General features: G+C 65.2%; 19 protein-coding genes. 9 read left to right on the top strand and 10 right to left on the bottom strand.

Annotation, left to right across the window (positions count from 1 at the left end):
* The first annotated feature begins 114 nt into the window (after nt 1-114).
* Nucleotides 115-1,512: an argininosuccinate lyase gene (argH, locus tag PEP31012_RS14000; RefSeq protein ID WP_150589951.1), complete on the top strand. Its 1,398-nt coding sequence runs from the start codon at nt 115-117 to the stop codon at nt 1,510-1,512.
* Nucleotides 1,513-1,648: 136 nt separating this feature from the next.
* Here argH and gltS read toward each other — a convergent pair whose 3' ends face one another.
* The 4 genes from gltS to apbC form a co-directional block, all read right to left on the bottom strand.
* On the bottom strand, nt 1,649-2,863 hold the full coding sequence (gene gltS / locus PEP31012_RS13995) for a sodium/glutamate symporter (protein ID WP_150589950.1): 1,215 nt from the start codon (nt 2,861-2,863) through the stop codon (nt 1,649-1,651).
* 371 nt (nt 2,864-3,234) lie between these two features.
* A complete protein-coding gene (locus PEP31012_RS13990) occupies nt 3,235-5,520 on the bottom strand; it encodes an arginine/lysine/ornithine decarboxylase (RefSeq protein ID WP_150589949.1) in 2,286 nt (761 codons plus the stop codon).
* A gap of 105 nt (nt 5,521-5,625) precedes the next feature.
* Nucleotides 5,626-6,195 (bottom strand): dCTP deaminase, encoded by a 570-nt coding sequence (gene dcd, locus PEP31012_RS13985; RefSeq protein ID WP_026132167.1) that lies wholly within the window; start codon nt 6,193-6,195, stop codon nt 5,626-5,628.
* Nucleotides 6,196-6,317: 122 nt separating this feature from the next.
* Nucleotides 6,318-7,466 (bottom strand): iron-sulfur cluster carrier protein ApbC, encoded by a 1,149-nt coding sequence (apbC, locus tag PEP31012_RS13980; protein ID WP_281355476.1) that lies wholly within the window; start codon nt 7,464-7,466, stop codon nt 6,318-6,320.
* 210 nt (nt 7,467-7,676) lie between these two features.
* On the opposite strand from apbC, the gene PEP31012_RS13975 reads away from it, so the two are divergent.
* The gene (locus PEP31012_RS13975; protein WP_150589947.1) at nt 7,677-8,321 is read left to right on the top strand and encodes a YiaD family glycine zipper/OmpA-like lipoprotein; all 645 of its coding nucleotides are present in this window, start codon (nt 7,677-7,679) and stop codon (nt 8,319-8,321) included.
* A 453-nt stretch (nt 8,322-8,774) separates the two neighbouring features.
* A complete protein-coding gene (gene metG / locus PEP31012_RS13970) occupies nt 8,775-10,883 on the top strand; it encodes a methionine--tRNA ligase (RefSeq protein ID WP_150589946.1) in 2,109 nt (702 codons plus the stop codon).
* A gap of 165 nt (nt 10,884-11,048) precedes the next feature.
* Here the strand turns inward: metG and PEP31012_RS13965 are convergent, their stop codons facing one another.
* Entirely contained in the window at nt 11,049-11,510 is a 462-nt protein-coding gene (locus PEP31012_RS13965) for an Lrp/AsnC family transcriptional regulator (protein ID WP_174978242.1), read from the bottom strand.
* A 117-nt stretch (nt 11,511-11,627) separates the two neighbouring features.
* Between PEP31012_RS13965 and PEP31012_RS13960 the strand changes: the two genes are divergently transcribed.
* Nucleotides 11,628-11,891, top strand: coding sequence for a DUF6356 family protein (locus PEP31012_RS13960; protein WP_150589944.1), 264 nt, complete (start codon nt 11,628-11,630; stop codon nt 11,889-11,891).
* 46 nt (nt 11,892-11,937) lie between these two features.
* Here the strand turns inward: PEP31012_RS13960 and bamE are convergent, their stop codons facing one another.
* The 3 genes from bamE to PEP31012_RS13945 form a co-directional block, all read right to left on the bottom strand.
* A complete protein-coding gene (gene bamE / locus PEP31012_RS13955) occupies nt 11,938-12,474 on the bottom strand; it encodes an outer membrane protein assembly factor BamE domain-containing protein (protein ID WP_150589943.1) in 537 nt (178 codons plus the stop codon).
* Between the two features lie 126 nt (nt 12,475-12,600).
* Entirely contained in the window at nt 12,601-16,770 is a 4,170-nt protein-coding gene (locus PEP31012_RS13950; RefSeq protein WP_150589942.1) for a translocation/assembly module TamB domain-containing protein, read from the bottom strand.
* Entirely contained in the window at nt 16,770-18,452 is a 1,683-nt protein-coding gene (locus tag PEP31012_RS13945; protein WP_150590078.1) for an autotransporter assembly complex protein TamA, read from the bottom strand. Before PEP31012_RS13945 ends, PEP31012_RS13950 begins: the two co-directional genes overlap by 1 nt.
* Before the next feature lie 412 nt (nt 18,453-18,864).
* Here PEP31012_RS13945 and PEP31012_RS13940 point away from each other — a divergent pair, with 412 nt between their 5' ends.
* The 4 genes from PEP31012_RS13940 to panD all read left to right on the top strand — a co-directional run bounded on the left by PEP31012_RS13940 (nt 18,865) and on the right by panD (nt 21,679).
* Entirely contained in the window at nt 18,865-19,047 is a 183-nt protein-coding gene (locus tag PEP31012_RS13940) for a DUF3460 family protein (RefSeq protein WP_150589941.1), read from the top strand.
* Between the two features lie 222 nt (nt 19,048-19,269).
* On the top strand, nt 19,270-20,097 hold the full coding sequence (locus PEP31012_RS13935) for a segregation and condensation protein A (RefSeq protein WP_246171305.1): 828 nt from the start codon (nt 19,270-19,272) through the stop codon (nt 20,095-20,097).
* Between the two features lie 194 nt (nt 20,098-20,291).
* Nucleotides 20,292-21,128 (top strand): pantoate--beta-alanine ligase, encoded by an 837-nt coding sequence (gene panC, locus PEP31012_RS13930; protein ID WP_150589939.1) that lies wholly within the window; start codon nt 20,292-20,294, stop codon nt 21,126-21,128.
* Between the two features lie 128 nt (nt 21,129-21,256).
* Nucleotides 21,257-21,679 (top strand): aspartate 1-decarboxylase, encoded by a 423-nt coding sequence (gene panD, locus PEP31012_RS13925; RefSeq protein WP_150589938.1) that lies wholly within the window; start codon nt 21,257-21,259, stop codon nt 21,677-21,679.
* Nucleotides 21,680-21,864: 185 nt separating this feature from the next.
* Here the strand turns inward: panD and PEP31012_RS13920 are convergent, their stop codons facing one another.
* Nucleotides 21,865-22,488 (bottom strand): ParA family protein, encoded by a 624-nt coding sequence (locus tag PEP31012_RS13920; RefSeq protein ID WP_150589937.1) that lies wholly within the window; start codon nt 22,486-22,488, stop codon nt 21,865-21,867.
* An 81-nt stretch (nt 22,489-22,569) separates the two neighbouring features.
* Nucleotides 22,570-24,087: a cobyric acid synthase gene (locus PEP31012_RS13915; protein WP_150589936.1), complete on the bottom strand. Its 1,518-nt coding sequence runs from the start codon at nt 24,085-24,087 to the stop codon at nt 22,570-22,572.
* A gap of 40 nt (nt 24,088-24,127) precedes the next feature.
* On the opposite strand from PEP31012_RS13915, the gene cobU reads away from it, so the two are divergent.
* Entirely contained in the window at nt 24,128-24,679 is a 552-nt protein-coding gene (cobU, locus tag PEP31012_RS13910) for a bifunctional adenosylcobinamide kinase/adenosylcobinamide-phosphate guanylyltransferase (protein WP_150589935.1), read from the top strand.
* Nucleotide 24,680: the final 1 nt, after the last annotated feature.

Genomic DNA, 24,680 nt, shown 5'->3' with positions numbered 1-24,680 from the left:
CCGGCGGACGAGTCGATGGGCGCGCGGCGGGGTTGTATAATCGCGGTTTGCCGTGCTCCGCCACGGTCCGCATCCCTCCGCCCCCGATGGGCCTCGATTAGCCAAGCTACGACAATGACCTCCCAACTCCACAAGAAAGGCGAAGCCTGGTCGGCCCGCTTTTCCGAACCCGTTTCCGAACTCGTCAAGCGCTATACGGCGTCGGTCTTCTTCGACAAGCGCCTTGCCCTGTTCGACATCGAAGGGTCGCTCGCGCACGCCGACATGCTGGCGGCGCAAGGCATCATCAGCGCCCAGGATCTGGCCGACATCCAGCGCGGCATGACGCAGATTCGCGGCGAAATCGAGCGCGGCGAGTTCGAGTGGCAACTGGATCTCGAAGACGTTCACCTGAACATCGAAGCGCGCCTGACCGCCCTCATCGGCGACGCCGGCAAGCGTCTGCACACCGGCCGCTCGCGCAACGATCAGGTCGCGACCGACATCCGCCTTTGGCTGCGCAGCGAAATCGACCGCATCGGCAATCACCTCGGCGACCTGCGCCGCGCACTGCTCGATCTGGCCGATCAGCACAGCGCCACGATCCTGCCCGGCTTCACGCACTTGCAGGTCGCGCAGCCGGTCACGTTCGGTCATCACCTGCTGGCGTACTTCGAGATGTTCAGCCGCGACGCGGAGCGCATGCTCGACCTGCGCCGCCGCGTAAACCGCCTGCCGTTGGGCGCCGCGGCGCTCGCCGGCACGAGCTATCCGATCGACCGTGAACGTGTCGCGGCAACGCTCGGCTTCGAAGATGTCTGCGCGAACTCGCTCGACGCCGTGTCGGACCGCGACTTCGCCATTGAATTCACGGCGGCCGCCGCGCTCGTGATGACGCACGTCTCGCGCTTCTCGGAAGAACTGGTGCTGTGGATGAGCCCGCGCGTCGGCTTCATCGATCTGGCCGACCGCTTCTGCACCGGCAGCTCGATCATGCCGCAGAAGAAGAACCCGGACGTGCCCGAACTCGCGCGCGGCAAGACCGGTCGCGTCAACGGCCACCTGATCGCGCTGCTCACGCTGATGAAGGGCCAGCCGCTCGCCTACAACAAGGACAACCAGGAAGACAAGGAACCGCTGTTCGACACGGTCGACACCGTGATCGACACGCTGCGCATCTTCGCGGACATGGTGCCGGGCATCAAGGTGCGCGAAGCCAATATGCGCAACGCCGCGCTTCAAGGCTTCTCGACGGCCACCGATCTGGCCGACTACCTCGTCAAGAAGGGCCTGCCGTTCCGCGACGCCCATGAAATCGTCGCGCATGCCGTGAAGATCTGCTCGGATCGCGACATCGATCTGGCCGACCTGTCGCTCGCCGAGCTGCAGAAGTTCTCGCCGCTGGTCGGCGAGGATGTCTTCGACTGCCTGACGCTCGAAGGCTCGGTCGCCAGCCGCAACCACATCGGCGGCACTGCCCCCGCTCAAGTGCAGCGCGCCATCGCGGCCGCGCGCGCCAAGCTCGCCAAGTAAGCTCGTCTGGCCGGTGCATTGGCCAGGTCGCTCGGCGTTGCCGGCATCAACGAAAATGCCACCCGTCGGGTGGCATTTTTCATGGGCGCGTGATTCCCCCATGTGGGAATCGCGCGCGGGGATCACATGCCTTACCTCAGAACAACGGTAACGACATGAACCCCTTGATGATGATCGCGTTGAGGATGTCGATGAAGAACGCCCCCACCATCGGTACGATCAGGAACGCGATGTGCGACGGGCCGAAACGCTCGGTGACTGCCTGCATGTTGGCGATGGCCGTCGGCGTCGCGCCCAGCCCGAAACCGCAGTGGCCCGCGGCAAGCACGGCGGCATCATAGTTGCGGCCCATGACGCGGAACGTGACGAAGATCGCATAGGCCGCCATCGACACCGCCTGCACGACGAGAATCACAATCATCGGCAACGCCAGCGTCGAGAGATCCCACAGGCGCAGCGTCATGAGCGCCATCGCCAGGAAGAGCGACAGACTCACGTTGCCCAACACCGACAGCGAACGCTCGAACACCTCGTAGCCCACGAGCGACAGCAGGTTGCGCACAACGACGCCGGTAAACAACACACAGACGAACGTCGGCAATTCAAACACCGTGCCCGCCAGCGAGCGCGCAATGACCTCGCCGCCCAGCAAACAGATGGCAACCATCGCCACGGTTTCGATCAGCGCCTGCGCGGTGATCAACCGCACCGTGTGAGGCTGCTCGAAGCCCTCCGGCGTGGTCTGTTGTGCCGCGGCGGCGCCCGGCACTTTGGCGCCCAGACGCCCCACCAGATAACGGGCGACCGGCCCGCCCAGCAGCCCGCCAAACACCAGCCCGAAGGTAGCGCAAGCCATCGCGATTTCCAGCGCCGACTGCACGCCGTAGCGCGAAGTCAGCGTGTCGCCCCACGCCGCGCCTGTGCCGTGTCCACCCGCCAGCGTAATCGACCCGCCCAGCAGGCCGATGCCTGGCGCCAGCCCCATCATGGACGCAAGCCCCACGCCGATCGCGTTCTGTACGATCAGCATGCCCGCCACCACGCCAAGGAACAACACCAGCCGACGCCCACCCGCCTTCAGGCTGGCCAGATTGGCCGACAATCCGATCGTCGCGAAAAAGGCGAGCATCAGCGGCGTTTGGAACGACGTGTCGAACTTCAGCTCAACCTGCCCAAACTGGCGCAGCGCCAACGCGCCCACCGCCACCAGCAGGCCCGCCGCCACGGGTTCAGGAATGCTGTACGTGCGCAGCGGCCCGACCCATTCGACCAGCTTGCGCCCAAGCAACAACACCAACGTGGCGCAGACAAGTGTGCCGTAGGTGCTGAACACCAGTTGTCCGGTTTCCATGAACCCTCTCGCTCTAAAAAAGTGCGTCGAGTGTAGCAACCGAATCGACCCAAATTAACGGGAAATCGCCCAAACTGGCCCAGTTCGAGCCAAACCACAAATTGGCTACCGTCGGGCCCATCCTGCCGATCATCCGACATCCGCCGCCATCTCACGGCCAATTCCACAAATTCGCCTACGCATTTGCGCGAGACGACACCTAGCAACGCGCGCTACGTGAAATGCGGCCAGCAAAAACGCGCGTATAAGGCCGCCGCCACGCGTTGGGCATGGGCCAAGCCAAATAAGCCAAATGTGCCGAGTACGCCGAGGCAAAAAAAACCGGCCCCGTGCTTTCACACGGGGCCGGATGTCGCGTCAGGCGCGATCGCTTATTGGCGCACGCAATCCACGAAGTACTCGGGACGTCCATCCACTTCCTCGACCACCAGGCCGTGAATATCCGTGTGAAAGCCCGGGAAGCGCTCGTTGAAGTCGCGCGCGAATCGCAGATATTCGATGATCGCGGCGTTAAAGCGCTCACCAGGAATCAGCAGCGGGATGCCCGGCGGGTACGGCGTGAGCAACACGCTCGTCACGCGGCCTTCGAGTTCGTCGATCGGCACCCGGTCGATCTGGCGGTGCGCCAGTTTCGAGAACGCGTCGGTCGGCTTCATGGCGGGCTGCATGTCCGAGAGGTACATCTCTGTCGTCACGCGCGCCACGTCGTTCGCCTTGTACACGCTGTGGATCTGATCGCACAGATCGCGCAGGCCGATGCGCTCGTAGCGCGGGAACTGCGCCACGAACTCGGGCAGCACACGCCACAGCGGGCGGTTGTGATCGTAATCGTCCTTGAACTGCTGCAACTCGGTCACCATCGAGTTCCAGCGGCCCTTGGTGATGCCGATGGTAAACATGATGAAGAACGAATACAGTCCCGTCTTCTCGACGATGATGCCGTGCTCGGCGAGGTACTTGGTGACGATGGCCGCGGGAATGCCGCTCTCGCCAAACTCGCCGTCCACGTCGAGCCCCGGCGTGATGATGGTCGCCTTGATCGGATCGAGCATGTTGAAGCCGTCGGCCAGATCGCCGAAGCCGTGCCAGCGCTCGTTCGCACGCAGCACCCAGTCCTCGCGCTGAATCGTGCCCTCGTCGCCCAGATGCTCCGGCCCCCAGACCGAGAACCACCACGAATCGCCATACTCGCCGGCCACCTTGCGCATGGCGCGGCGGAAGTCGAGCGCCTCGACGATCGACTCCTCCACCAACGCCGTGCCGCCCGGCGGCTCCATCATCGCGGCCGCCACGTCGCACGAGGCGATGATCGCGTACTGCGGCGAGGTCGACGTGTGCATGAGGTACGCTTCGTTGAAGCGATAGGTATCGAACGTGCGCGCGTCCGAATCCTGCACCACGATCTGCGAGGCCTGCGAAATGCCGGCGAGCAGCTTGTGCGTGGAGTGCGTGGCGTAGACCGTCGCCTCCGACGAGCGCGGACGCCCTTCGCCGATGGCATGCATGTCGCGGTAGAAGTCGTGGAATGCCGCGTGCGGCAGCCAGGCTTCATCGAAGTGCAGCGTGTCGATGTTGTTGCCCAACAGTGCCTTGATCATCTCGACGTTGTAGATCACGCCGTCGTAGGTGCTCTGCGTGATCGTCAGAATGCGCGGCTTGGCGTTCGGATCGCGTTCGAGCACTTCGCGCGCGAATGGGTTCGCCTCGATCTTGGCACGAATGACTTCCGGCTCGAATTCCGACTTCGGAATCGGGCCGATGATGCCGAGGTGGTTGCGCGTCGGCGTAAGAAACACCGGCACGGCGCCCGTCATCGTGATCGCGTGCAGGATCGACTTGTGGCAGTTGCGGTCGACCACGACGATGTCGCCCGGCGCCACGGTGGCATGCCACACGATCTTGTTCGAGGTCGACGTGCCGTTCGTCACGAAGAACAGGTGATCGGCATTGAAGATGCGTGCGGCATTGCGCTCCGACGCGCCCACCGGGCCGTTGTGATCGAGCAGTTGCCCCAGTTCTTCCACAGCATTGCATACGTCCGCGCGCAGCATGTTCTCACCGAAGAACTGGTGGAACATCTGGCCCACCGGGCTCTTGAGGAACGCCACACCGCCCGAGTGCCCAGGGCAATGCCACGAGTACGAACCGTCGGCGGCGTAGTGCGTGAGCGAGCGGAAGAACGGCGGCGGCAGCGAGTCGAGGTACGACTTGGCTTCACGAATGATGTGACGCGCCACGAACTCCGGCGTGTCTTCAAACATGTGAATGAAGCCGTGCAGCTCGCGCAGGATGTCGTTCGGGATGTGACGCGATGTGCGCGTCTCACCGTACAGGAAGATGGGAATATCCGGGTTGCGACGGCGCACTTCCTGCACGAACGCGCGCAGGTTGATGATGGCCAGCGCCAGTTCGCCCTCGCCTTCGCCGCCCGCTTCGCTCGAGAACGTGCCGAACTCGTCGTCGTCGATGGACAGGATGAAACTCGAGGCGCGGCTTGCCTGTTGCGCGAACGAGGTCAGGTCACCATAGCTCGTGAGACCGTTGACTTCCATGCCCTCGGCTTCAATGGCCTCCGCCAAGGAGCGAATCCCGGATCCGGAGATGTTTTCGGAGCGGAAGTCCTCGTCGATGATGACGATCGGAAAACGGAATTTCATTGGCGTTCCTTCGACAAAAGAACGAGCCACGGTCCGACATGGCCGTGGCTCTTGGGCAGTGCAATCTTGCGGGGGCTCACCGGTGGCGAGTCGAGCCTGCGCAGGCTAGGTTTTCGGCAGCGTGACGCCACGCTGTCCCTGGTACTTCCCGCCGCGATCCTTGTACGAGGTCTCGCAGACTTCGTCGGATTCGAAGAACAGCACCTGAGCCACGCCCTCGTTGGCGTAGATCTTGGCCGGCAGCGGCGTGGTGTTCGAGAATTCCAGTGTCACGTAGCCCTCCCATTCGGGTTCGAACGGTGTCACGTTCACGATGATGCCGCAGCGCGCATACGTCGATTTGCCCAGGCACACGGTTAGCACGTTGCGCGGAATGCGGAAGTACTCGACGGTGCGCGCGAGCGCGAACGAATTCGGCGGAATGATGCAGACATCGCCGGAGAAGTCGACGAACGACTTTTCGTCGAAGTTCTTCGGGTCGACGATCGTCGAGTTGATGTTCGTGAAGATCTTGAATTCAGCCGCACAGCGAATATCGTAGCCGTAACTCGACGTGCCATAGCTGACGATCTTCTGCCCGTCCTGGGATTGCCGGACCTGCGACGGCTCGAAGGGCTCGATCATGCCGTGCGCCTCGGCCATGCGCCGGATCCATTTGTCGGACTTGATACTCATGTGTGGGCCTGAAAGGGCGTGGTACGTGAAAAATTGGGCGTATTTTACGCGATTGTTGCGGTGCGGTGAGGTTTTCACGCGCACCGCGCCGCGCGGGGCTCCCCGCCCCTTGCGCACCGTCCTTACGTGTTCTGAACGACGATCGACGGGAACTTGCTCGTCATGTCCTTCTGACGCGCCGCGATCTTCACCGCCATCTTGCGGGCAATGGCCTTGTAGAGCGCCGCCACCCGGCCATCCGGGTCGCCCACCACGCTCGGCATGCCGGCATCGGCGTGCACGCGGATGCTCATCTCCAGCGGCAGCTTGCCCAGCAGTTCGACGTCGAAATCGTGGCTCATGCGCTCGCCGCCGCCCACGCCAAAGATCGGCTCTTCATGGCCGCACTTCGAGCAGATATGCAGACTCATGTTCTCGATCAGGCCGAGGATCGGCACGCCGACCTTCTCGAACATCTTGAGGCCCTTGCGGGCGTCAAGCAACGCCAGGTCCTGCGGCGTGGTGACGATGACCGCGCCCGTGACCGGCACCTTCTGCGCGAGCGTGAGCTGGATGTCGCCCGTGCCCGGCGGCATGTCGACGATCAGGTAATCGAGGTCGTGCCAATTCGTCTGGTTGAGCAGTTGTTCGAGCGCCTGCGTGACCATCGGGCCGCGCCACACCATCGGATTGTCCGGCTCAATCAGGAAGCCGATCGAGCTGGCTTGCAGGCCGTGTGCCGTCATCGGCTCGAGCGTCTTGCCGTCTTTCGACTCGGGCTTGCCGTGAATACCCAGCAGCGTGGGCAGCGACGGGCCGTAGATGTCGGCGTCGAGAATGCCGACGGTGGCCCCCTCGGCCACCAGCGCCAGTGCCAGATTCACGGCCGTAGTGCTCTTGCCCACGCCGCCCTTGCCCGAGGCCACCGCCACGATGTTCTTCACGCTCGGCAGGAGCTTGACCCCGCGCTGCACCGCATGCGCCACGATTTTCTGGCTGATGTCGACGGCCACGCGCTCGACGCCGGGCAGCTTGCCGACGGCGTCGGTGATGCGCGTGCGCATCGCCTCGAACTGGCTCTTCGCCGGATAGCCGAACTCGATCTGGATGCCGACATGACCGTGCTCGGCCACGACCTGCTTCACATACTTTCCGGTGATCAGGTCGAGCCCCGTGTCGGGATCGACAATGCCACGCAGCACTTCATTGATTTGGGCGACTTCCATGTGGGTCTCTCGCTCTGTCGAGGCGCGCCGGGAAAGCCCCCGGCAAACGCTAACAACTTGTAACATTCGTGGCGCACGCTCTCGATTAGCATGCGAGGCGCGCGTGTTATGGGGAACCCGCCGGCACGGCAATCTGTCCTTGCCTGCGGTTGACACTCAGCGCTATTGTAAAAGACCGCGCGCCGGCAGGTTCAAAACCCCTGCGACGCGCGCGTGCTTCGGCGAAGTGCTCACGCGTTGTTTCACGACTGCTAGCTAATCGATAAGGAGCCTCACATGAATAAGAACTCTCTGCGCGCTTGCGCGCTCGTCCTGACCGCGGCTGCCATGCTGGCCGGATGCCAGACGCAGCAGGGCACCAACACGGCGGTCGGCACCGGCGTCGGTGCGGCCGTCGGGGCAGGACTGGGCAACCTCATCGGAGGCAACACGACGGGCACGCTGATCGGTGCTGCCGTCGGTGCAGCCGCTGGCGGCGCGACGGGATATAACTGGAGCGCCATCAAGAACACCCTGGGCGGCCATACGGCCGGCACGGGCACCACGATCTCCGAGCAGCCGGACGGCTCGCTCAAGGTCGCCGTGCCGAGCGACGTGACGTTCGACACCGGCCGCGCCGACATCAAGCCGAACTTCCGCGCCGTGCTCGACGACGTGGCCGCGTCGCTCAACCAGAATCCGGGAATTACGGCCAACATCGTGGGCCATACCGACAGCACGGGCGGCGACCGCATCAACATCCCCCTCTCGCAGAACCGCGCGTCCAACGTCATCCAGTATCTGAACAGCCGCGGTGTCGCGATGAACCGCATGAGCGGCACGGGCGTCGGCTCGAGCCAGCCGGTCGCCTCGGACGCCACCGCCGCCGGTCGCGCCCAGAACCGTCGCGTCGAAATCCTGTTGCACGCACCGCGCGGCTGATCGTCCCTCGACGGGCTGTCTTGCCCGTTCCGCGCTTTGGGATTTGACCACCAGAACGCATGCCCGGCCCGCCGGCCATGCGTTTGACCGAAGCCCATGCGCAGCATGCTGCGACGCAACATCGAAAGTCGCCCCGTCGGTTGAACTAAACCCACATCGCATCGCTCAGACCCTTCGGAAGTGCCTACCGTGTGGGCGCTTCCATCTCCTCTTTGTTATTGACGTTACGTGTGCCTAGTTAAGCCGGAACCTGGTTCCGGCTTTTTTTTCGTTCATCGTGGATGGCCGCGCCACAGACGTCACCGGCGCCATCGGCAGCGGCCCGCCATTGCCCCTATCGCGCTCCTCCGCCGCCCTGTCGGATTTGTCGGCCGAGTCGGGCGGTTGGGCGTCAAGGCGCCCCGCCTGCTAGAATCGACCTTTCCCGGTTCCCTCAACGCACAGTCGATCCTCATGTCCCGCCGCATTCTTGTCACCTCCGCCCTGCCGTACGCCAATGGCCAGATTCACATCGGCCACCTGGTCGAATACATCCAGACCGACATCTGGGTGCGGTTCATGCGGATGCAGGGCCATGAGGTCTACTACGTCGGCGCGGACGACACGCACGGCACGCCCGTCATGCTGCGCGCCGAGAAGGAAGGCCTGACCCCCAAACAATTGATCGAGCGCGTCTGGAAGGAACACAAGCGCGACTTCGACAGCTTCGGCATTTCGTTCGATAACTACTACTCGACGGATTCCGAGGAGAACCGCGAACTGTCCGAGGGGGTCTATCTCGCCCTCAAGGCGCAGGGCCTGATCGAAGCCCGCGATATCGAACAGGCGTATGACCCGGTCAAGGAAATGTTCCTGCCGGATCGCTTCATCAAGGGCGAGTGCCCGAAGTGCGGCGCCAAGGACCAGTACGGCGATTCGTGCGAGGTCTGCGGCTCGACCTATGCGCCGACCGACCTGCTCAACCCGTACTCGGTGGTCTCGGGCGCGACGCCGGTGCGCAAGACGTCCACGCATTACTTCTTCAAGCTCTCGGACAAGCGCTGCGAGCAGTTCCTGCGCCAGTGGGTGGCCGGCCTCGCGCAACCCGAAGCCGCCAACAAGATGAAGGAATGGCTCGGCGAAGACGGCGAGTCCACGCTGGCCGACTGGGATATCTCGCGCGACGCCCCTTACTTCGGCTTCGAGATTCCGGGTGCTCCGGGCAAGTATTTCTATGTGTGGCTCGACGCGCCGGTCGGCTACTACGCGAGTTTCAAGAACCTGTGCGCGCAGCGCGGGCTGAATTTCGACGAATGGGTCAAGCCGGGTTCGACGACCGAGCAGTACCACTTCATCGGCAAGGACATCCTGTACTTCCACACGCTGTTCTGGCCCGCGATGCTCGAGTTCTCGGGCCATCGCACGCCGACCAATGTGTTCGCCCACGGCTTCCTGACCGTGGACGGCCAGAAGATGTCGAAGTCGCGCGGCACGTTCATCACCGCCCAGAGCTTCATTGACACCGGACTCAATCCGGAATGGCTGCGTTACTACATCGGCGCCAAGCTGGGCAATACGATGGAAGACCTCGACCTGAACCTCGACGACTTCATCGCACGCGTGAACAGCGATCTGGTGGGCAAGTACGTGAACATCGCCAGCCGCGCCGCGGGCTTCCTCATCAAGCGCTTTGACGGCCGCGTGTCGCCGGACGCCATGCAGGCGCCGCTGCTGGCGCAGTTGCGCGCCGCCGCCCCGCAGATCGCCGCGCACTACGAAGCACGCGAGTTCGGCAAGGCTCTGCGTCTGGTGATGGAACAGGCCGACGCCGTGAACGGTTACGTCGACATGGTCAAGCCGTGGGATCTGGCGAAGGATCCGGCGCAGACCCCGGCACTGCACGAGGCCTGCTCGGTGTGCCTGGAGGCGTTCCGCCTGCTCACGCTGTACCTCAAGCCGGTGCTGCCCGTGACGGCCGAGGCCGTGGAGCGCTTCCTGAACATTGCGCCGCAAGCGTGGCAGGATGTGAGCCGCCCGCTCACCGCCGACACCGCCATCGCGGCGTACAAGCATTTGATGACGCGCGTCGAAGGCAAGCAGGTCGAAGCCTTGCTCGCCGCCAATCGCGACTCGCTGCAAGCGAGCGCACCAGTGGCCGAGGCAACCGCGGCGAAGGGCAAGACAAAAGCCGGCAAGACGTCGGAGACGGCTGAACCGTCCGGGAAAAGCGCGGACGACGGTCTCATCAACATCGACGACTTCGCGAAGATCGATCTGCGCATCGCGCGCATCGTCGATTGCAAGGCGGTCGACGGATCGGACAAGCTGCTGCAGCTCACGCTCGACGTGGGCGAAGCGCAAACGCGCAACGTCTTCTCGGGGATCAAGTCCGCCTATCCGCAACCCGAAGCGCTGGTGGGCAAGCTCACGGTGATGGTTGCCAACCTGGCGCCGCGCAAGATGAAGTTCGGGCTGTCCGAAGGCATGGTGCTCGCCGCCTCCGCCGCCGACGAGAAGGCCGAACCGGGCATCTACATCCTCGAGCCGCACGATGGCGCGAAACCGGGCATGCGCGTCAAGTAAGCCCCTGACGCCCTCCTCGGGAACACCGGCAGCGTCTGACGACAACGCCTGCGCTTCCTACGGAAAACACCCCGAATGCCGGACGCCCCGTCCGGCGCCGGGGTGTTTTTTATTTCAGGCACCCCGCAAGTCGGCGGTCGAGGGTAGCGACCAGACACCGGTGCGTTATCGCAAATGATCCACCGGCAACGCGGTGGTGAATTTCACCGTTTCCATCGAAAAGCTCGCGCTGATGTCCTGCAGATCGGCCACGCGAATGAGCTTTTTGTAGAAACGGTCGTAGGCAGCGATGTCGGGCAGGTACACCTTGAGCAGATAGTCGATGTCGCCCGCCATGCGATGGATCTCCACAATTTCAGGCAATTCCCGTGCACCCGCCACGAAGCGGACCATCCAGTCCTCGCTGTGGGTTGCCGCCTTGATGAACACGAAGGCCGTGACGCGCAGATCGAGCTGCTGGGGATCGCACAGCGTCACCTGCCCCGTGATGACGCCGCTTTCGCGCAGACGCTGGACGCGCCGCCAGCACGGCGTCGGGGACAGATGCACAGCCTCGGCCAATTCTCCCAACGAGCGCGAGGCATCGGCTTGCAGATTTTCGAGAATTGCGAGATCGGTTTTGTCCACGACAGCCACCTGGGAGGAAAATTTTTCCAAATCCTACCCGATTCGACAGGAAGTTTGAAAGCCTTTACCTTTCATCGGCAAGTAAACTTCAGAAACATTCCGAAAAAAGGAGGCATCATGAAAATCTTCACTCAGCATCCGGCCTCTGTCGGTGAAAACTACCTCCAGCACATGGGGTCGGCGCTGTCCTTCGCGCTGCCGCTGCTGGGCGCCTGTCTGGCGTGTCTCGCGCACGCCTTCCTGCCGTTCCTGTTCGAGAAGACGGGCAGCCGGATCATCGTTCGCCTGCACGAGCGCATGGTGACGCACCGCGATCGCCGCGCCAAGTCGGACGTTCAGTCCGCGACCGCGGAGGGCCGTCCCTCGCGGGCGACGCCGTAAGCGCAAGGCGGCAAGGCCACGGCATCGGCCCTCGCCACACGCCGGGTCAGGGACGCTCCGACGCCGGATCCGGCGAGCGCGAGGTGACCGTTACCCGGCCGTCGGGACCGAAGTGGGCGTTGAACATGCCCGGCGTGTTGACGCCGTCCTCCAGCCAGCGCCAGCTCCACACTGTTTCCTTCTTCAGCCGGTACTCCGCCACACTCGTCGGCTTGCCGAGCAGACGCCGCACGTCGTCCTGCGACATGCCCGGGCGCACCTGCGCGAAATTCTCCGCCGAGAGCGCCTGGATGACGCCGCGCAGCTTCCCATCCGGCGCGATATCGACCATGTAGGTCCGCAGGCCGCCCGGCGCACGCGGATACTCCAGCCGCCGCGAACCGTCGTCGTTCTCCCAGACGATTTCCGGCTTGCCCATCTGCTCGCGCACTTGCGCCTCGGTCGTCACACCGGGTGTAAGGTTGCGCAGCAACGCGTCGTCCGGCTTGATGGCGTTGAACGTGTCGCGCGCCTTCTCGCGCACCTTGTCGATCTGCTGCTGATCGCAGCCGAACAGCCCCAACAGACTCGCGAACAATCCCATGGCCACTCCCCAACGAAGACCTCGGCGCAATCCCTGCGCCGGATAAACGGAACGACGCGACGTTAGCATCGGTAACACCTCCTCTTTACAGTTGCCTGACCCCCCATCCGCTGCGCCACGCGTGCGTCAATCGAAGCGACGATTGAACAGCACGTCGAAGCCGGACAACGATCCCGTGCGCAGCACCAGTTGCCAGCGACGCGACACCTGCCAGGTAACCTTCACGATACTCGCCGCGCTGGTGAGACTCTGCTCGTATCCCAACGCGAAGTTGTCCGAGATCGCCTTGCCCACTTTCACCACCTGCTCGTCGTCCGAGAGCCCCGAATCGCTGGTGCCGATGCTGAACTCGTCGATCCCCAGATCCTTGATGATGCGTCGGCCGCCGGTGGCCCCGAGCAGCGCCGTGGCCGCCCCCGCCATCGCCTGACGCTGGCCGAGCCCGGCGCCATCCGGACCGTGGCCGAACATCAGCCACGAGAGTTTCTCCTCGTCCGACACGTTCGGCTCGGAGACGAGCGACACGCGCGGCTGACGCACCGTGCCCGTGACCAGCACTCCCGCGGCGACTTCCTGATTGCGGCGCATCGCCTGGATGTAGATGTCGGGATTGTCCAGCGGACCGACGAAGTTGATCTGGCCGCGCTCGATCGCGAGCTTCCGGTCGAATGCTTCATAGGTGCCCTCTGCCACCGTGATCGTGCCGGTCGCACGCATCGTCGTGAGCGGATCGCTCTGCAGGCGCACACTGCCGCGCAACAGCAGGTCGGCCCCGGCACCAACGAAACGGAAGTCTCGTCCCAGATCCACTTCCACGTTGATGTGCGGCGAGAAGCGGCTGGTCGGCTTCGCGCTGAGGCGGGCGGCCTCCTCCTTCGCGTCGGGCGGCCGGGTGCGAGTCTGCGCGCCACCGCGCACCACCACGACATCGTCGCCGAGTTTCGGCGCACTGGTCGGCGGCAGCGCAAAACGCGCACGGTCGACGGTGAACTTGCCGGTTAAGGCCATGGCCTCGCCGCTGCCCGTCGCCTTCGCTTCGCCGCTGAGCGCGAGCTGCCGGTCAGGCGCGGCGAACAATTGCAGTTTGTCGGCCACGAGCGTCATGCCGAGCGTGGGCTCGGGCGTGTCGAGCCGGATGTTGCCCGTCGCCCGCGCCGTGCCACCGCCACCGCCTGTCACGACCACGTCGCGCAGCACAATCTCGGTCGGCGTAAGCGCAATGCGCACCCGCCCGTTCTTGACACTCACGCCCGTGTCGAACATCTGCGCCGACAGATCGTCGGCCGTCAGCTCGCCCGTGGGGCGCGGCTTGCCCACCGTGCCCGCCAGCGTCACCTGCAGATTTGCACGGCCCTTGAAGGCAAATTGCGCCCCAGCCAGACGCTCGAACTTCGAGAGATCGGGAATGGCAATGGCCACGCGTCCGGTGAGCGGCGCATTGTCCGGCAGCTCGGGAATGCCCCCCTGCACGCGCAGGCCCGCCTGGACGTCGGCATCGAGCGTGCCGACCAGCGACGACACGGCCTTGAGCGTGACGTGCGCCGTCTGTCCCGCCAGGTCGATGCGCGTACGCAGCGCCGAGATCCCAAGCGGCACGCGTGCGCCCACGCCGCCCTTCTCCGCCGTCAGGCCAGGAACGCCCGTCACCGTGACGTTCACACTCTCGTTCACCCCGCCGCGACGCAGCGTGACATCACCACTGCGGCGCACGACTTCGACGAAGCCGTCGGCGCGCTGGCCGCTGCGCACATCCCATTTGCCGTCGAGCACGAGGTCGCTTGCAACCGGTGGCGACTCGCCCGTGAACGAGTGCATCACACGCAGCACCTGCGCAACGTCGAGCGTATCGATGGTGCCGGCGGTCTTCAGTTGCCCGTCGCCGTAGTCGAGGTTCGCCAGCGATACGGCCCCCGCCCCCGTCACGAGTTTTGCCGCGCCAAGATGCACGCGACCCGCACTCACCTGGACCTGCCACGGGGCCGCGAGGGTGAGCTTCGGCACGCCCCGGTTCTCGAGCGTCTGGATCGTGCCGCGCCAGCCTGGCTTGCCGCGTGTGTCGGTCACGGCGCCAGCGGCATCGAGATTCATGTCGAGCGGCGCTTCGCGCAGCTTCCCCGCCGCCTTCAGATGCAAGGTATGCGCGCCGCGTGTGCCCGCCAGGGCGAGCGAGAGCCGGTCGAGCCGCACGATGGCGCTGGTCAAGCCTTCGCCGTCGAGCGTCACGTTCAGCCGGTCGCTCGCCGCGCCCGGCAAGCCGCCGCTGACATCCACCTTGCCGCGCAGATGCTGGAGCTTTTGCGCGCCGAAGACGAGCTTCTCGGCCGCGAGCGTCGCGACCACGACCGGACGCTCGATCGTGCCCGACACCTGCCCGTCGAGTTGCAGCCGGCCGGCAAGGCCGAACCCGAGCTTGTCGAGCGACGGCGCATCGACCTTCACCGCCATCTTGTCGCCCGGGGTGCCGAAGCTGCCGCGCAGTTGCACCTGGTTGCCCGCCACGAGCAGGTTGGCGTCGCTGGGCAGCAGACGCGTGCCCGCCAGCCTCACGTTGCCTGATCCGCTCATCGGCAAGTCGGCGTAGACGCTGTCTTGCAAGGCGAATTTGAGCGCGAGGCCGAACGCCGGCCGCAACGCCCCCTGCGCGTCGAACTGCCCGGTGACGCTCGCCGCAGGTGACTTGGTACCGCGTCTTTGCGTGCCGTAAAGGTCGTACCAGGCGGCGGGATCGAAGCGCGTGAGCCTGACCTGCGCCCGATAAGCGCCCGTATCGCCGTTGTCGAGAACACCGGTGGCCGCGACCTTGCTGTTGCCAGCCTCCAGCGAGAGCGCGTGCACCGTGGTGCCCCTGGCGTCAAGACCGACATCGGCCAGCACCCGCCGGGCGGCGTCGCGCCAATCGAGCGTGATGCGCTGCCCGGTGGCATCGAGTTTGACGTCAAGCGGCCCGCCGAGCTTCGTTGCCGGCAACTTGCCGTACAACGCTCGCAGATCAAGATCTCGCATCGTCAGGGCGAAGCCGCCGACGCTCACCTCGCCATCTGCCGTCGCAGGCGGCGGCGCACTTGCTGAACTTGCTGAACTAGCTACATTCGCCGCCATTGCACCGCTCGCGGCCGACGCGACAGGCACCGTCGCTGCTGCTACCGCCGACGACGACAACGATGCGACAACCTTCGCCCGACGCAACTCGCCGCTGCCGGTGAGCCGGGCGCCGCCCGCGAGCTTCAGCTCGATACCGGTCAGCGCCTGATGCGTCGCATCCAGCAGCACCTGCGTCTGCAGACTTTCGATGGGCAGCCCCCCGGCATCGATGGTGTCCGGCCGGGCATTCGTCACGGCGACCGGCCCCAGCACGCTGAATGCCTTGGCCCCCGGCGACGGTCGCAAATCGGCCTGCACCGAAAGATCCGCCTGCGGTGCCGTGGGATCGAAATCGCGCGGGTTGAGGTGATCGATCGCCACCTGCGCACGCGAGAGCGGCACCACACTGAACGGCGACGCCGCGATGTGCGCCGTACCGTTCAGCGTCTTGCCGCTCGCGGTCAAATCGACGACAAGCGAATCGAGCGAGCCGGACAACTTGGCCTGCAGGGTCACCGGAATCTCGCCGGCCTTCGCCTGCAAGCCGACATTGCCCCCCAGCGCGAATGGCCGCCGGCCGTTCAACTGCACATTCGCTTGCACCTCGCCGTAGGGCGTACCGAGATGCTCGACCTGAATCGTGTGCTGCGTGCCGTCGCTGCGTGCGGCGACGCGAACGTCCTCCAGCACCAGCGAAGGCGAATGCAGCGTGAGCTTTGCCACGCGCACATCGTTCAGCGTGAGACCGAGCGGCAGGCGCAGGCTCGACGGCATCGTCGTGGGCGTGGTCGACGGTGGCGACGGCGCAAACGCCATCTCCACCTCCCCCGCGTGCAGCTTGTCGACGGTGAAATGCAGCGGGCGCCAGCGCAAGTCCCAACGGCTTTCGAATCGGCTCACGGTGATGCGCGTCGCGCCGTCGAGATAGCGCACGTCGTTCACGGTGAAGCCGTGCGCGAAGCTGCCGCCGCGCCAGTCCCCCGAGAGCTTGCCACCGAACGTCGACACGGCCGTCTGCCACAGCCAGCGGCTGCCGCGCTCGCTCGACATCGCCCAGAGGAGCGCCCCGATCGCCAACACGGCGATGAGCAGAACGGCGAGCACGACGCTCGCCAGCGGACGCCCCCAGCGCCGGCGACGCGGCGGCGGGGGGGAAGGCGGTGCCGCCTCGGGGGGCGACGGTGGCGAGGGCGAGGTATCGAGCGGCATCGTCATCAGAACGCCACCCCCAGCGAGATGGCCGGACGGAATTGCCTGCCGCGCACGCCGTAGCCCAGGTCGAGGTTCACCGGTCCGACCGGGCTGCGCCAGCGCACACCGACGCCCACGCCGTGATACAGGGGCGTGGGATGGCGATAGTCGTCGGTGGCCGTGCCGACGTCCCAGAACACCGCCCCGCCCCAGTCGCGCGTGACCCAGCGCTGGTATTCGAGGCTTGCCGTGCCGAGGTACTTCGTCGGGAACGTGGTGCCATTCTGCTGACGGCCAATGCTCTGATAGGTGTATCCGCGAATCGACGACGTGCCGCCCGCGAAGAACAGCAACGACGATGGAATGCGATCGCTGTTGCCGTTCGTGAGCACCGCGCCAAGCTCCAGGCGCGCGATCACGATGTCGCGCTGTCCGACGGGAAAGTACTGACGGATACGACCATAGAGACGCGCGAAACTCTGATCGGTGAGCACCGGCTTTGCCGCGAAGCCAATCTGCGTGTTGACGATGTTGCCCTTGCGCGGAAAGATCAGGTCGTCGACGTCACGACGGTTCCACGACAGCGCCGGCACGAGCGCCTTGTTCAGGAAGGGCTGGCCGCCGTCGGGACGCTCGTCGACACGGTACAAGTCAAGGGTATAGGCCCAGTCGTAGCGATCGCGCGAGCGGGCGCGCTTGATGCCGATCTGGGTCGAGCGCTGATCGAGGCCGTTCAGATAGGTGCGCTCGAACGAGCCGCGCAGGCTGTTGGTGTAGGCGCTGGTGTCGGGCGGCATGGCGATCTCGGCATAACCGCCCTGCCGGTACTGCTCCAGACGTGCCTGCGTGTCGAACGTCCACGCCCGGCCAAACAGGTTGTAGTACGAATAACGTCCGTTGACGCTCGCCCCGGTATCCGTCGTATAGCCGACGCCGCTGCGCACGCGCTGCGTGGGGAACTCGCGCACCTTGACTTCGACCGGTGCGTTCTCGGCGCGCGCCGGGTCTTCTGTTACCGAGATGATGACGTTCGAGAAATACGGCGTGGCCTGAATCTGGCGCTGCAACTCTCGCAGGCGCTCGGCGTCGAACGGCTCGCCCACGGACAGCGGATTGACGTTGCGGATGATCTGCGCCGGATAGCGGCGCGTGCCCGAGATGATGAGCGGACCGAGGGTGAACGGCGGCCCGCTCTCGTACGTCGCGGTGAGCGCGGCCGTGTCGTGGTCGGCGTCGACCACCGCCCGCGCGAAGGTCATCTTCGCCGCGTGGTAGCGCCGCTGTCCCAGTTGAAACAGCGTGTCGTCCTTCGCCTTGTCCCAGTCGGCCTGCCGGAACGGCGCATCCACCGGCAGTTCCCAGGCATTGCGCAACTGCTCGACACGCTGCGGGTCCTGCGCGAGCACCGGGCCGGTGAACGTGAGATCGACGGTCTTGATATACGTGCGCGGGCCGGACGCCACCGCGACGCGAACGTCGCGCTTGCCGTTGATGGTGGCGACATCCACATGCGTGACGGGCGAGAAATAGCCCTGCGTCGACGTGAGTTCCTGCACCTGCTCGCCCACCGTCGCTATCAGGTGCTCGAACTGAGCGTCGCCGATGTCGTCGCGTGCGGCGTAGCGCACGAGATCCAGATTGTCGTTGAGCAGCTTGGCCAGACCGTTGGGCGCGTCGACACGCACACGATAGTCCGCTTGCGCCATGCCTGGCAGTCCGGCGCCACCGGTCAAGGCGGCCAGCGTGGTCAGCACGGCCGGCAGCGTGCGCCAAGCGGGCACGCCGAGGCGACGGCAAACGTCGGAACCGGGTGAAATCTGCGAGACGGTCAAAACCTTCCTTAAAGTCTTCTATGTGGCCGCCGGTCGTCCGGCATGCGGTCAATGGCGCCCAATCGCACCTTGTGTGCAAGCATGGCACAGCATTTGCGCGTGCGATGCGTAGGTATGGCGCATATGCGGCATCGATGAGGCGTATTTGACCATATCCCTCCCCGCCGTTCACCGGCTTGACCCAAAACAGCCAAAACGGTGGATCGAGACGGGTTTGCGGTAGAATCTGCGTCGATTGGCGCCACCTCAATGGCGCCGCTGCCGCCTATTTTTTGAGCAATCGACCATGTACGAGTCCGACATCACCCAATTCATCAAGCAACTGAAGGCCGAGAAGCCGACGCTGGAAGCGGAGCAACGCCAGGGCCGTGCCCTGCTGTGGGACAAGCAGCCCATCGATATGGACGAGCGCCGTCAGGCTCAGCAGTCGCGCGTGGCCCAACAGCCGTACGTTTATCAAGGCGAGTAAGTCGTCGCCGCCCGGCCGAGTTCCGTCTTGAATCCGAGTTCGCCCGACGATCCGTCGCACACGTCCGAGCCGATCACCGACGTCGCGCCGGTGACGGCGCACGTCGATGCGACGCCGTTAGCGGCATCGGACGCCTCAGCGACATCGGCGGGATCGGGTGCCCCGGGACTCACTGAGGCACCGGCGCCCCAGCCGCGCGCGGCCAGCCCCTCGACAACGGAGCTGCCCGCGCCGCAGAACGGGCAGGACTCCACGCCCGACACGGTCGATGGCGTGGCGCGTGCGCGCCTGTACGGCGAGCCGCTCTTCGCGCTGCCGAACGACCTGTACATTCCGCCGGACGCGCTCGAGATCTTTCTCGAAGCCTTCGAAGGCCCGCTCGACTTGTTGCTGTATCTGATCCGCAAGCAGAACTTCAACGTGCTCGACATTCCGATGGCGCAGGTCACGAAGCAGTACCTGCTCTATGTCGACCAGATCCGCAGGACCAACCTCGAACTCGCGTCCGAGTACCTGCTCATGGCCGCGATGCTCATCGAGATCAAGTCGCGCATGCTGCTGCCGGTGAAGAAAGCCGACACCGGCGAGGACGCCGAGGACCCGCGCGCGGAACTCGTGCGCCGCCTGCTCGAGTACGAGCAGATGAAGCTCGCCGCGCAGAAGCTCGATACGCTCCCAGTGCTCGGCCGCGATTTCCTGCGCTCGCAGGTGTATATCGAACAAAGCCTGCAGCCGCGCTTTCCCGAAGTCGATGCCGAGGACCTGCGCGCCGCGTGGGCCGAAGTGTTGCGCCGGGCCAAGCTCGTGCAGCATCACAAGATCTCGCGCGAAGAGTTGTCCGTGCGCGAGCACATGAGCCAGATTCTGCGACGCTTGCAAGGCGCACGCTTCATGGAGTTCACCGAACTGTTCGACGTCACGCGCGGCGTGCCGGTCGTCGTGGTCAACTTCATCGCCATGCTCGAACTCTCGCGCGAGTCGTTGCTGGAGATCACCCAGGCCGAGCCGTTTGCGCCGATCTATGTCCGCCTGACCTACTCGCCCAATTGAGCGCCACCGCGCGCGCCCAGAGCGCGCAGGGAAACCTCGGGGCGGCGTGAGTCCGCCATGCCAGCGCGGTTTTGCGCACGCCCGCCGAGATTTCCTCTACAATCGCCCGGACGTTTTGGCGGCCGCGCCCTTGCCAGACAAGGCGCGCGCCACGCCTGGACGTAATACACACGTACGCCACGCACGGAACCTCAATGAAAGTCATCCCCTCGATTCACGAACTGCGCGACCAACTGCGCGGACAGAATCGCATTGCCTTCGTGCCCACGATGGGCAACCTGCATGAAGGGCATCTGTCGCTCATGCGACTGGCGCGCCAGCACGGCGACCCGGTCGTGGCCAGCATCTTCGTGAACCGCCTGCAATTCGGGCCGAACGAAGACTTCGACAAGTATCCGCGCACGATGGCCGACGACGTCGAGAAACTCACGCGCGAGAACGTCTACGTGTTGTTCTCTCCCGACGAAAAGGAGATGTATCCGGAGCCGCAGGAATACCGCGTCGAGCCGCCGCACGATCTGGGCGACATTCTCGAAGGCGAGTTCCGCCCCGGGTTCTTCAAGGGCGTGTGCACGGTCGTCACCAAGCTGTTCTCGTGCGTGCAGCCGCGCGTGGCCGTGTTCGGCAAGAAGGATTACCAGCAACTGATGATCGTGCGCAGCATGTGCCGTCAGTTCGCGCTACCCATCGAAATCATCGCCGCCGAGACGGTGCGCGCCGACGACGGCCTGGCGCTGTCCTCGCGCAATCGCTACCTGTCGGACGCCGAGCGCGCCGAAGCACCGCAGCTCTATCGTCTGCTGGGCCAGATTCGCGACGACGTCAACGGTGGCAAAACCGACTACGCGGCGCTCGAAGCGTCGGCCATGCAGACGTTGACGGAGCGTGGCTGGAAGCCGGATTACGTCGCGATTCGTCAGCGCGCCAACCTGCGCCCGTCGGCCGCCGGCGCCGCGCCGGCCGAGAGTCTGGTCGTGCTGGCAGCCGCCAAGCTTGGCGCGACGCGTCTGATCGACAATCTCGAAATCTGAGCGCCGGGCACGCCGCACACGGTCGGACGACCGGTGCCGTGTGCTCCCGACGCAAGCCGCGCGTGCCGGTTGCACGCGCATCTTTTCGTCGCGCCGCTTGCGCGACACCGCAACACTAGAGGCAAGCCATGTACCGCACCATGCTCAAGTCGAAGATCCACCGCGCCACCGTGACGCATTGCGAATTGCATTACGAAGGCTCGTGCGCGATCGACGAGAACCTGCTCGAAGCCTCGGGCCTTGTCGAAAATGAGCAAATCGACATCTTCAACGTCAACAACGGCGAACGTTTCACGACCTATGCCATTCGCGGCGAGCGCGGCAGCGGCATGATCTCGCTCAATGGCGCCGCGGCCCGCCGCGCGCAACTGGGCGACGTCGTCATCATCGTGTCGTACGCACAGGTCGAGGAAAAGGAAGTGCTGGCCGGCTTCAAGCCCAAGCTGGTGTTCGTCGACGACAAGAACGTGCAGAAGGGCGAGCGCGATCACGTGCCGCTGCAAGCCTGGGAAGAGACCCGCGCCTTCGAGGCCGCGCAAGCCGCCAAGTAAGACGGCCAAATCTGGCGACCAATTCGAGCGACGAAATCGCCCGGCAGCGTCAGTCGGCCAGATCAAGCTTCGCGCCGGTGCGATACGACGCGATTCGACGCGCGAATGACAAACAGCCGAGCAGCCAGTGAGCCCCTCGGTCGTTGTCGTATGTCCTCGCGCCGCCGGTCCGCCGACGGCGCCGATCACTTCGCCACGAACGCCGTAATCCCCTCCCATTGCGGCAGATCGCGTTCGACGCGTCCCGGCGCCACATCCCACAGCGTGAGGCCGTGCGCGGCGAGCTGCACGTAGTTCTGCGTGTTGCGCAACATGCCGAGCACCGGCAGGCCCGCCTCCTCGCAGTAGCGCGAGAGCTGGTCGGCCGCGCGGGTGCGGGCATCGACCCGCATGCCGACGACGCCGATACGCACCTCCCCCTCGCGCACCACCCGCTCCTCGCCCAGTTTCTGCAGGAAGTCGCGCGTGGCGAGAATATCGAAGATCGACGGTTGCAACGGCACCAGCACGTGATCGGCCAGCTTCAGGATCGAATCGAGCCGCTTGCCGTGCAGACCTGCGGGCGTATCGAGCACCGCGTGGGTCGTCCCCTTGGGCGGGCGGGCAATCTCATTGTGATCGACGTCCCAGGTGGCAATCGGACGCAATCCGGGCGGACGCAAGCCCAGCCAGGCCCGCGACGACTGCTGCCGGTCGGTGTCGCCCAACATCACGGCGTGCCCCTGCGCGGCCAGATAGCCCGCCAGATTCGTTGCCAGCGTGCTCTTGCCCACTCCCCCCTTCGGATTCGCCACGACAATCACCGGCATTGCAGACTCCCCTAGGTCGATTTGCCGTTCATCTTACAACGGCTGGATGGCGGCCTTGCGTCAGTCCGTGGGCGTTGCGCACTAGCGCAGGCACGCCCACACGCGCGGCAGATCCAAATGCGCCGCGAACGAATCGGCCAGCCGGTCGAGCGACGCCTCGCGCAGCGCATTGTAGTCCTGCGCCTCGACATCGCCGGCACCGGCCCAGGTCAGCAGCGCATGCAGGCCCCGCGGCGTATCGAACAAACCGTGCAGATACGTGCCCATCACCTGATCGTCGGCCGAGCGGGCGCCGTCGGCGCGCTCTGCCCCGTCAGCCCCCTCGCCCGTCAGCCAGACGGCCGGCCGTTCGAGCGCCACCCCGTGTGTCACGCCCATGTGAATCTCGTAGCCGCTCACCGGGGCATCGTCAACGCACAGGCGTCCTGCCACGACGCGGAGCTGCTTTTGCGGCTGCATCGTGGTCTCGATCTCGAGCCAGCCGAGGCCAGCCGTCGTCCCGGCCTCGCCTTCCAGCCCGAGCGGGTCGTGAATCGCCGTCCCGAGCATTTGCAGACCGCCGCAGATGCCAAGCACCTTGCCGCCGTAGCGCAGATGCCGCGCTATCCCCCTCTCCCAGCCCTGCGCCCGCAGCCAAACCAGATCGGCGCGCACATGCTTGCTGCCGGGCAGGATCACGAGATCGCTGTCGGGCCACGGCTCGCCCGCGCCGACATAGCGAAAATCGACTTGCGGATGCGCCCGCAAGGCGTCGAAATCGGTGTGATTGCTGATGCGCGGCAAGGCCGGCACCGCGACGCGCAACCGCGTCTCGCCGCGCGCGGCCGAATGGCGCTCGCCGGGCAACATGTCTTCGCCGTCCAGATGCAGGCCGTGAAGATAGGGCAGCACGCCCAGCACCGGGATGCCGGTGCGCGCCTCCAGCCAGTCGAGTCCGCTGCCCAGCAGCGACGGGTCGCCGCGAAACCGGTTGATGATGAAGCCCTTGATGCGTGCGCGCTCGCTGTCCGACAGGCATGCGAGCGTGCCGAGCAGTTGCGCGAACACGCCCCCTCGGTCGATGTTGGCGACGAGCAGCACCGGCGCATCGACAGCCTCGGCAAAGCCCATGTTGGCGATGTCGCGCGCGCGCAGGTTCACCTCGGCCGGACTGCCTGCCCCTTCGACGAGCACCGCGTCGTAGCCGGTGCGCAAGCGCTCGTACGCCCCCAGCACCGCGGCCATCGCGCGCGGCTTGTACTCGTGATAGGCGCGCGCATCGAGATCGGCCATGACCTTGCCGTCGATGATCACCTGCGCGCCGCGGTCGCTGCTTGGCTTGAGCAGCACGGGATTGAAGTCGGTGTGCGGCGCGATGCCCGCCGCCTGCGCCTGCAGGGCCTGAGCTCGCCCGATCTCGCCGCCGTCGGCCGTCACGGCACTGTTGAGCGCCATGTTCTGCGGCTTGAAGGGGGCCACGCGTACGCCTTCGCGACAGAGCAGACGGCACAGCCCGGCGACCAGTGTGCTCTTGCCCGCGTCCGAGGACGTGCCCTGGATCATCAGGGTGCCCCGGTAGGCGCGGGCGGATGCGCCGAAATTGACAGGGATTTCACTCATGACAAGGATTATCGCATCGGGCACTCGTACAATATTGCCCATGAGTGCCCTCGACCTGACTTTCGTGCTGGGTGGTGCGCGCTCCGGCAAGAGTGCGTTCGCCGAACGTCTTGCCGGACAGAGCGGCCTGCCGGTCACTTACGTCGCCACCGCCGCGGTGAGCGACGAGCCCGAGATGCGCGCGCGCATTGCGCATCATCGCGCGAGCCGTCCGGCGCACTGGCATACCGTGGAGGTCGGCCGAGACCTCGCGGGAACGTTGCGCGACGTCGCCCGCGACGGCCATTACGTGCTCATCGACTGTCTTCCCCTCTGGCTGGCCGGTTGGCTGTGCCCGCCCGACGCCCATCCCGAGGGGCCCGCCAGCGATGCGCAATGGCATGGCGTCGTCGACGCGCTCGACCGGACGCTCGCGTCGCTGCCCGGCAAGATCGTCGTCGTCAGCAATGAAATCGGGCTCGGCGTCATCCCGATGGGGGCGCTCACGCGACGTTATGTCGATGAGCTGGGCCGTCTGAACCAGCGTGTCGCCGCGCGCGCCCCGAAAGTGCGCTTTGTCGTCGCCGGCCTGGCGATGGCCGTCAAAGGGTAAT

Source organism: Pandoraea eparura, assembly GCF_902459725.1.
Lineage (GTDB): Bacteria > Pseudomonadota > Gammaproteobacteria > Burkholderiales > Burkholderiaceae > Pandoraea > Pandoraea eparura.
Note: the sequence above shows the minus strand (reverse complement) of the source record. Positions and strands in the feature narration are given on the sequence as shown.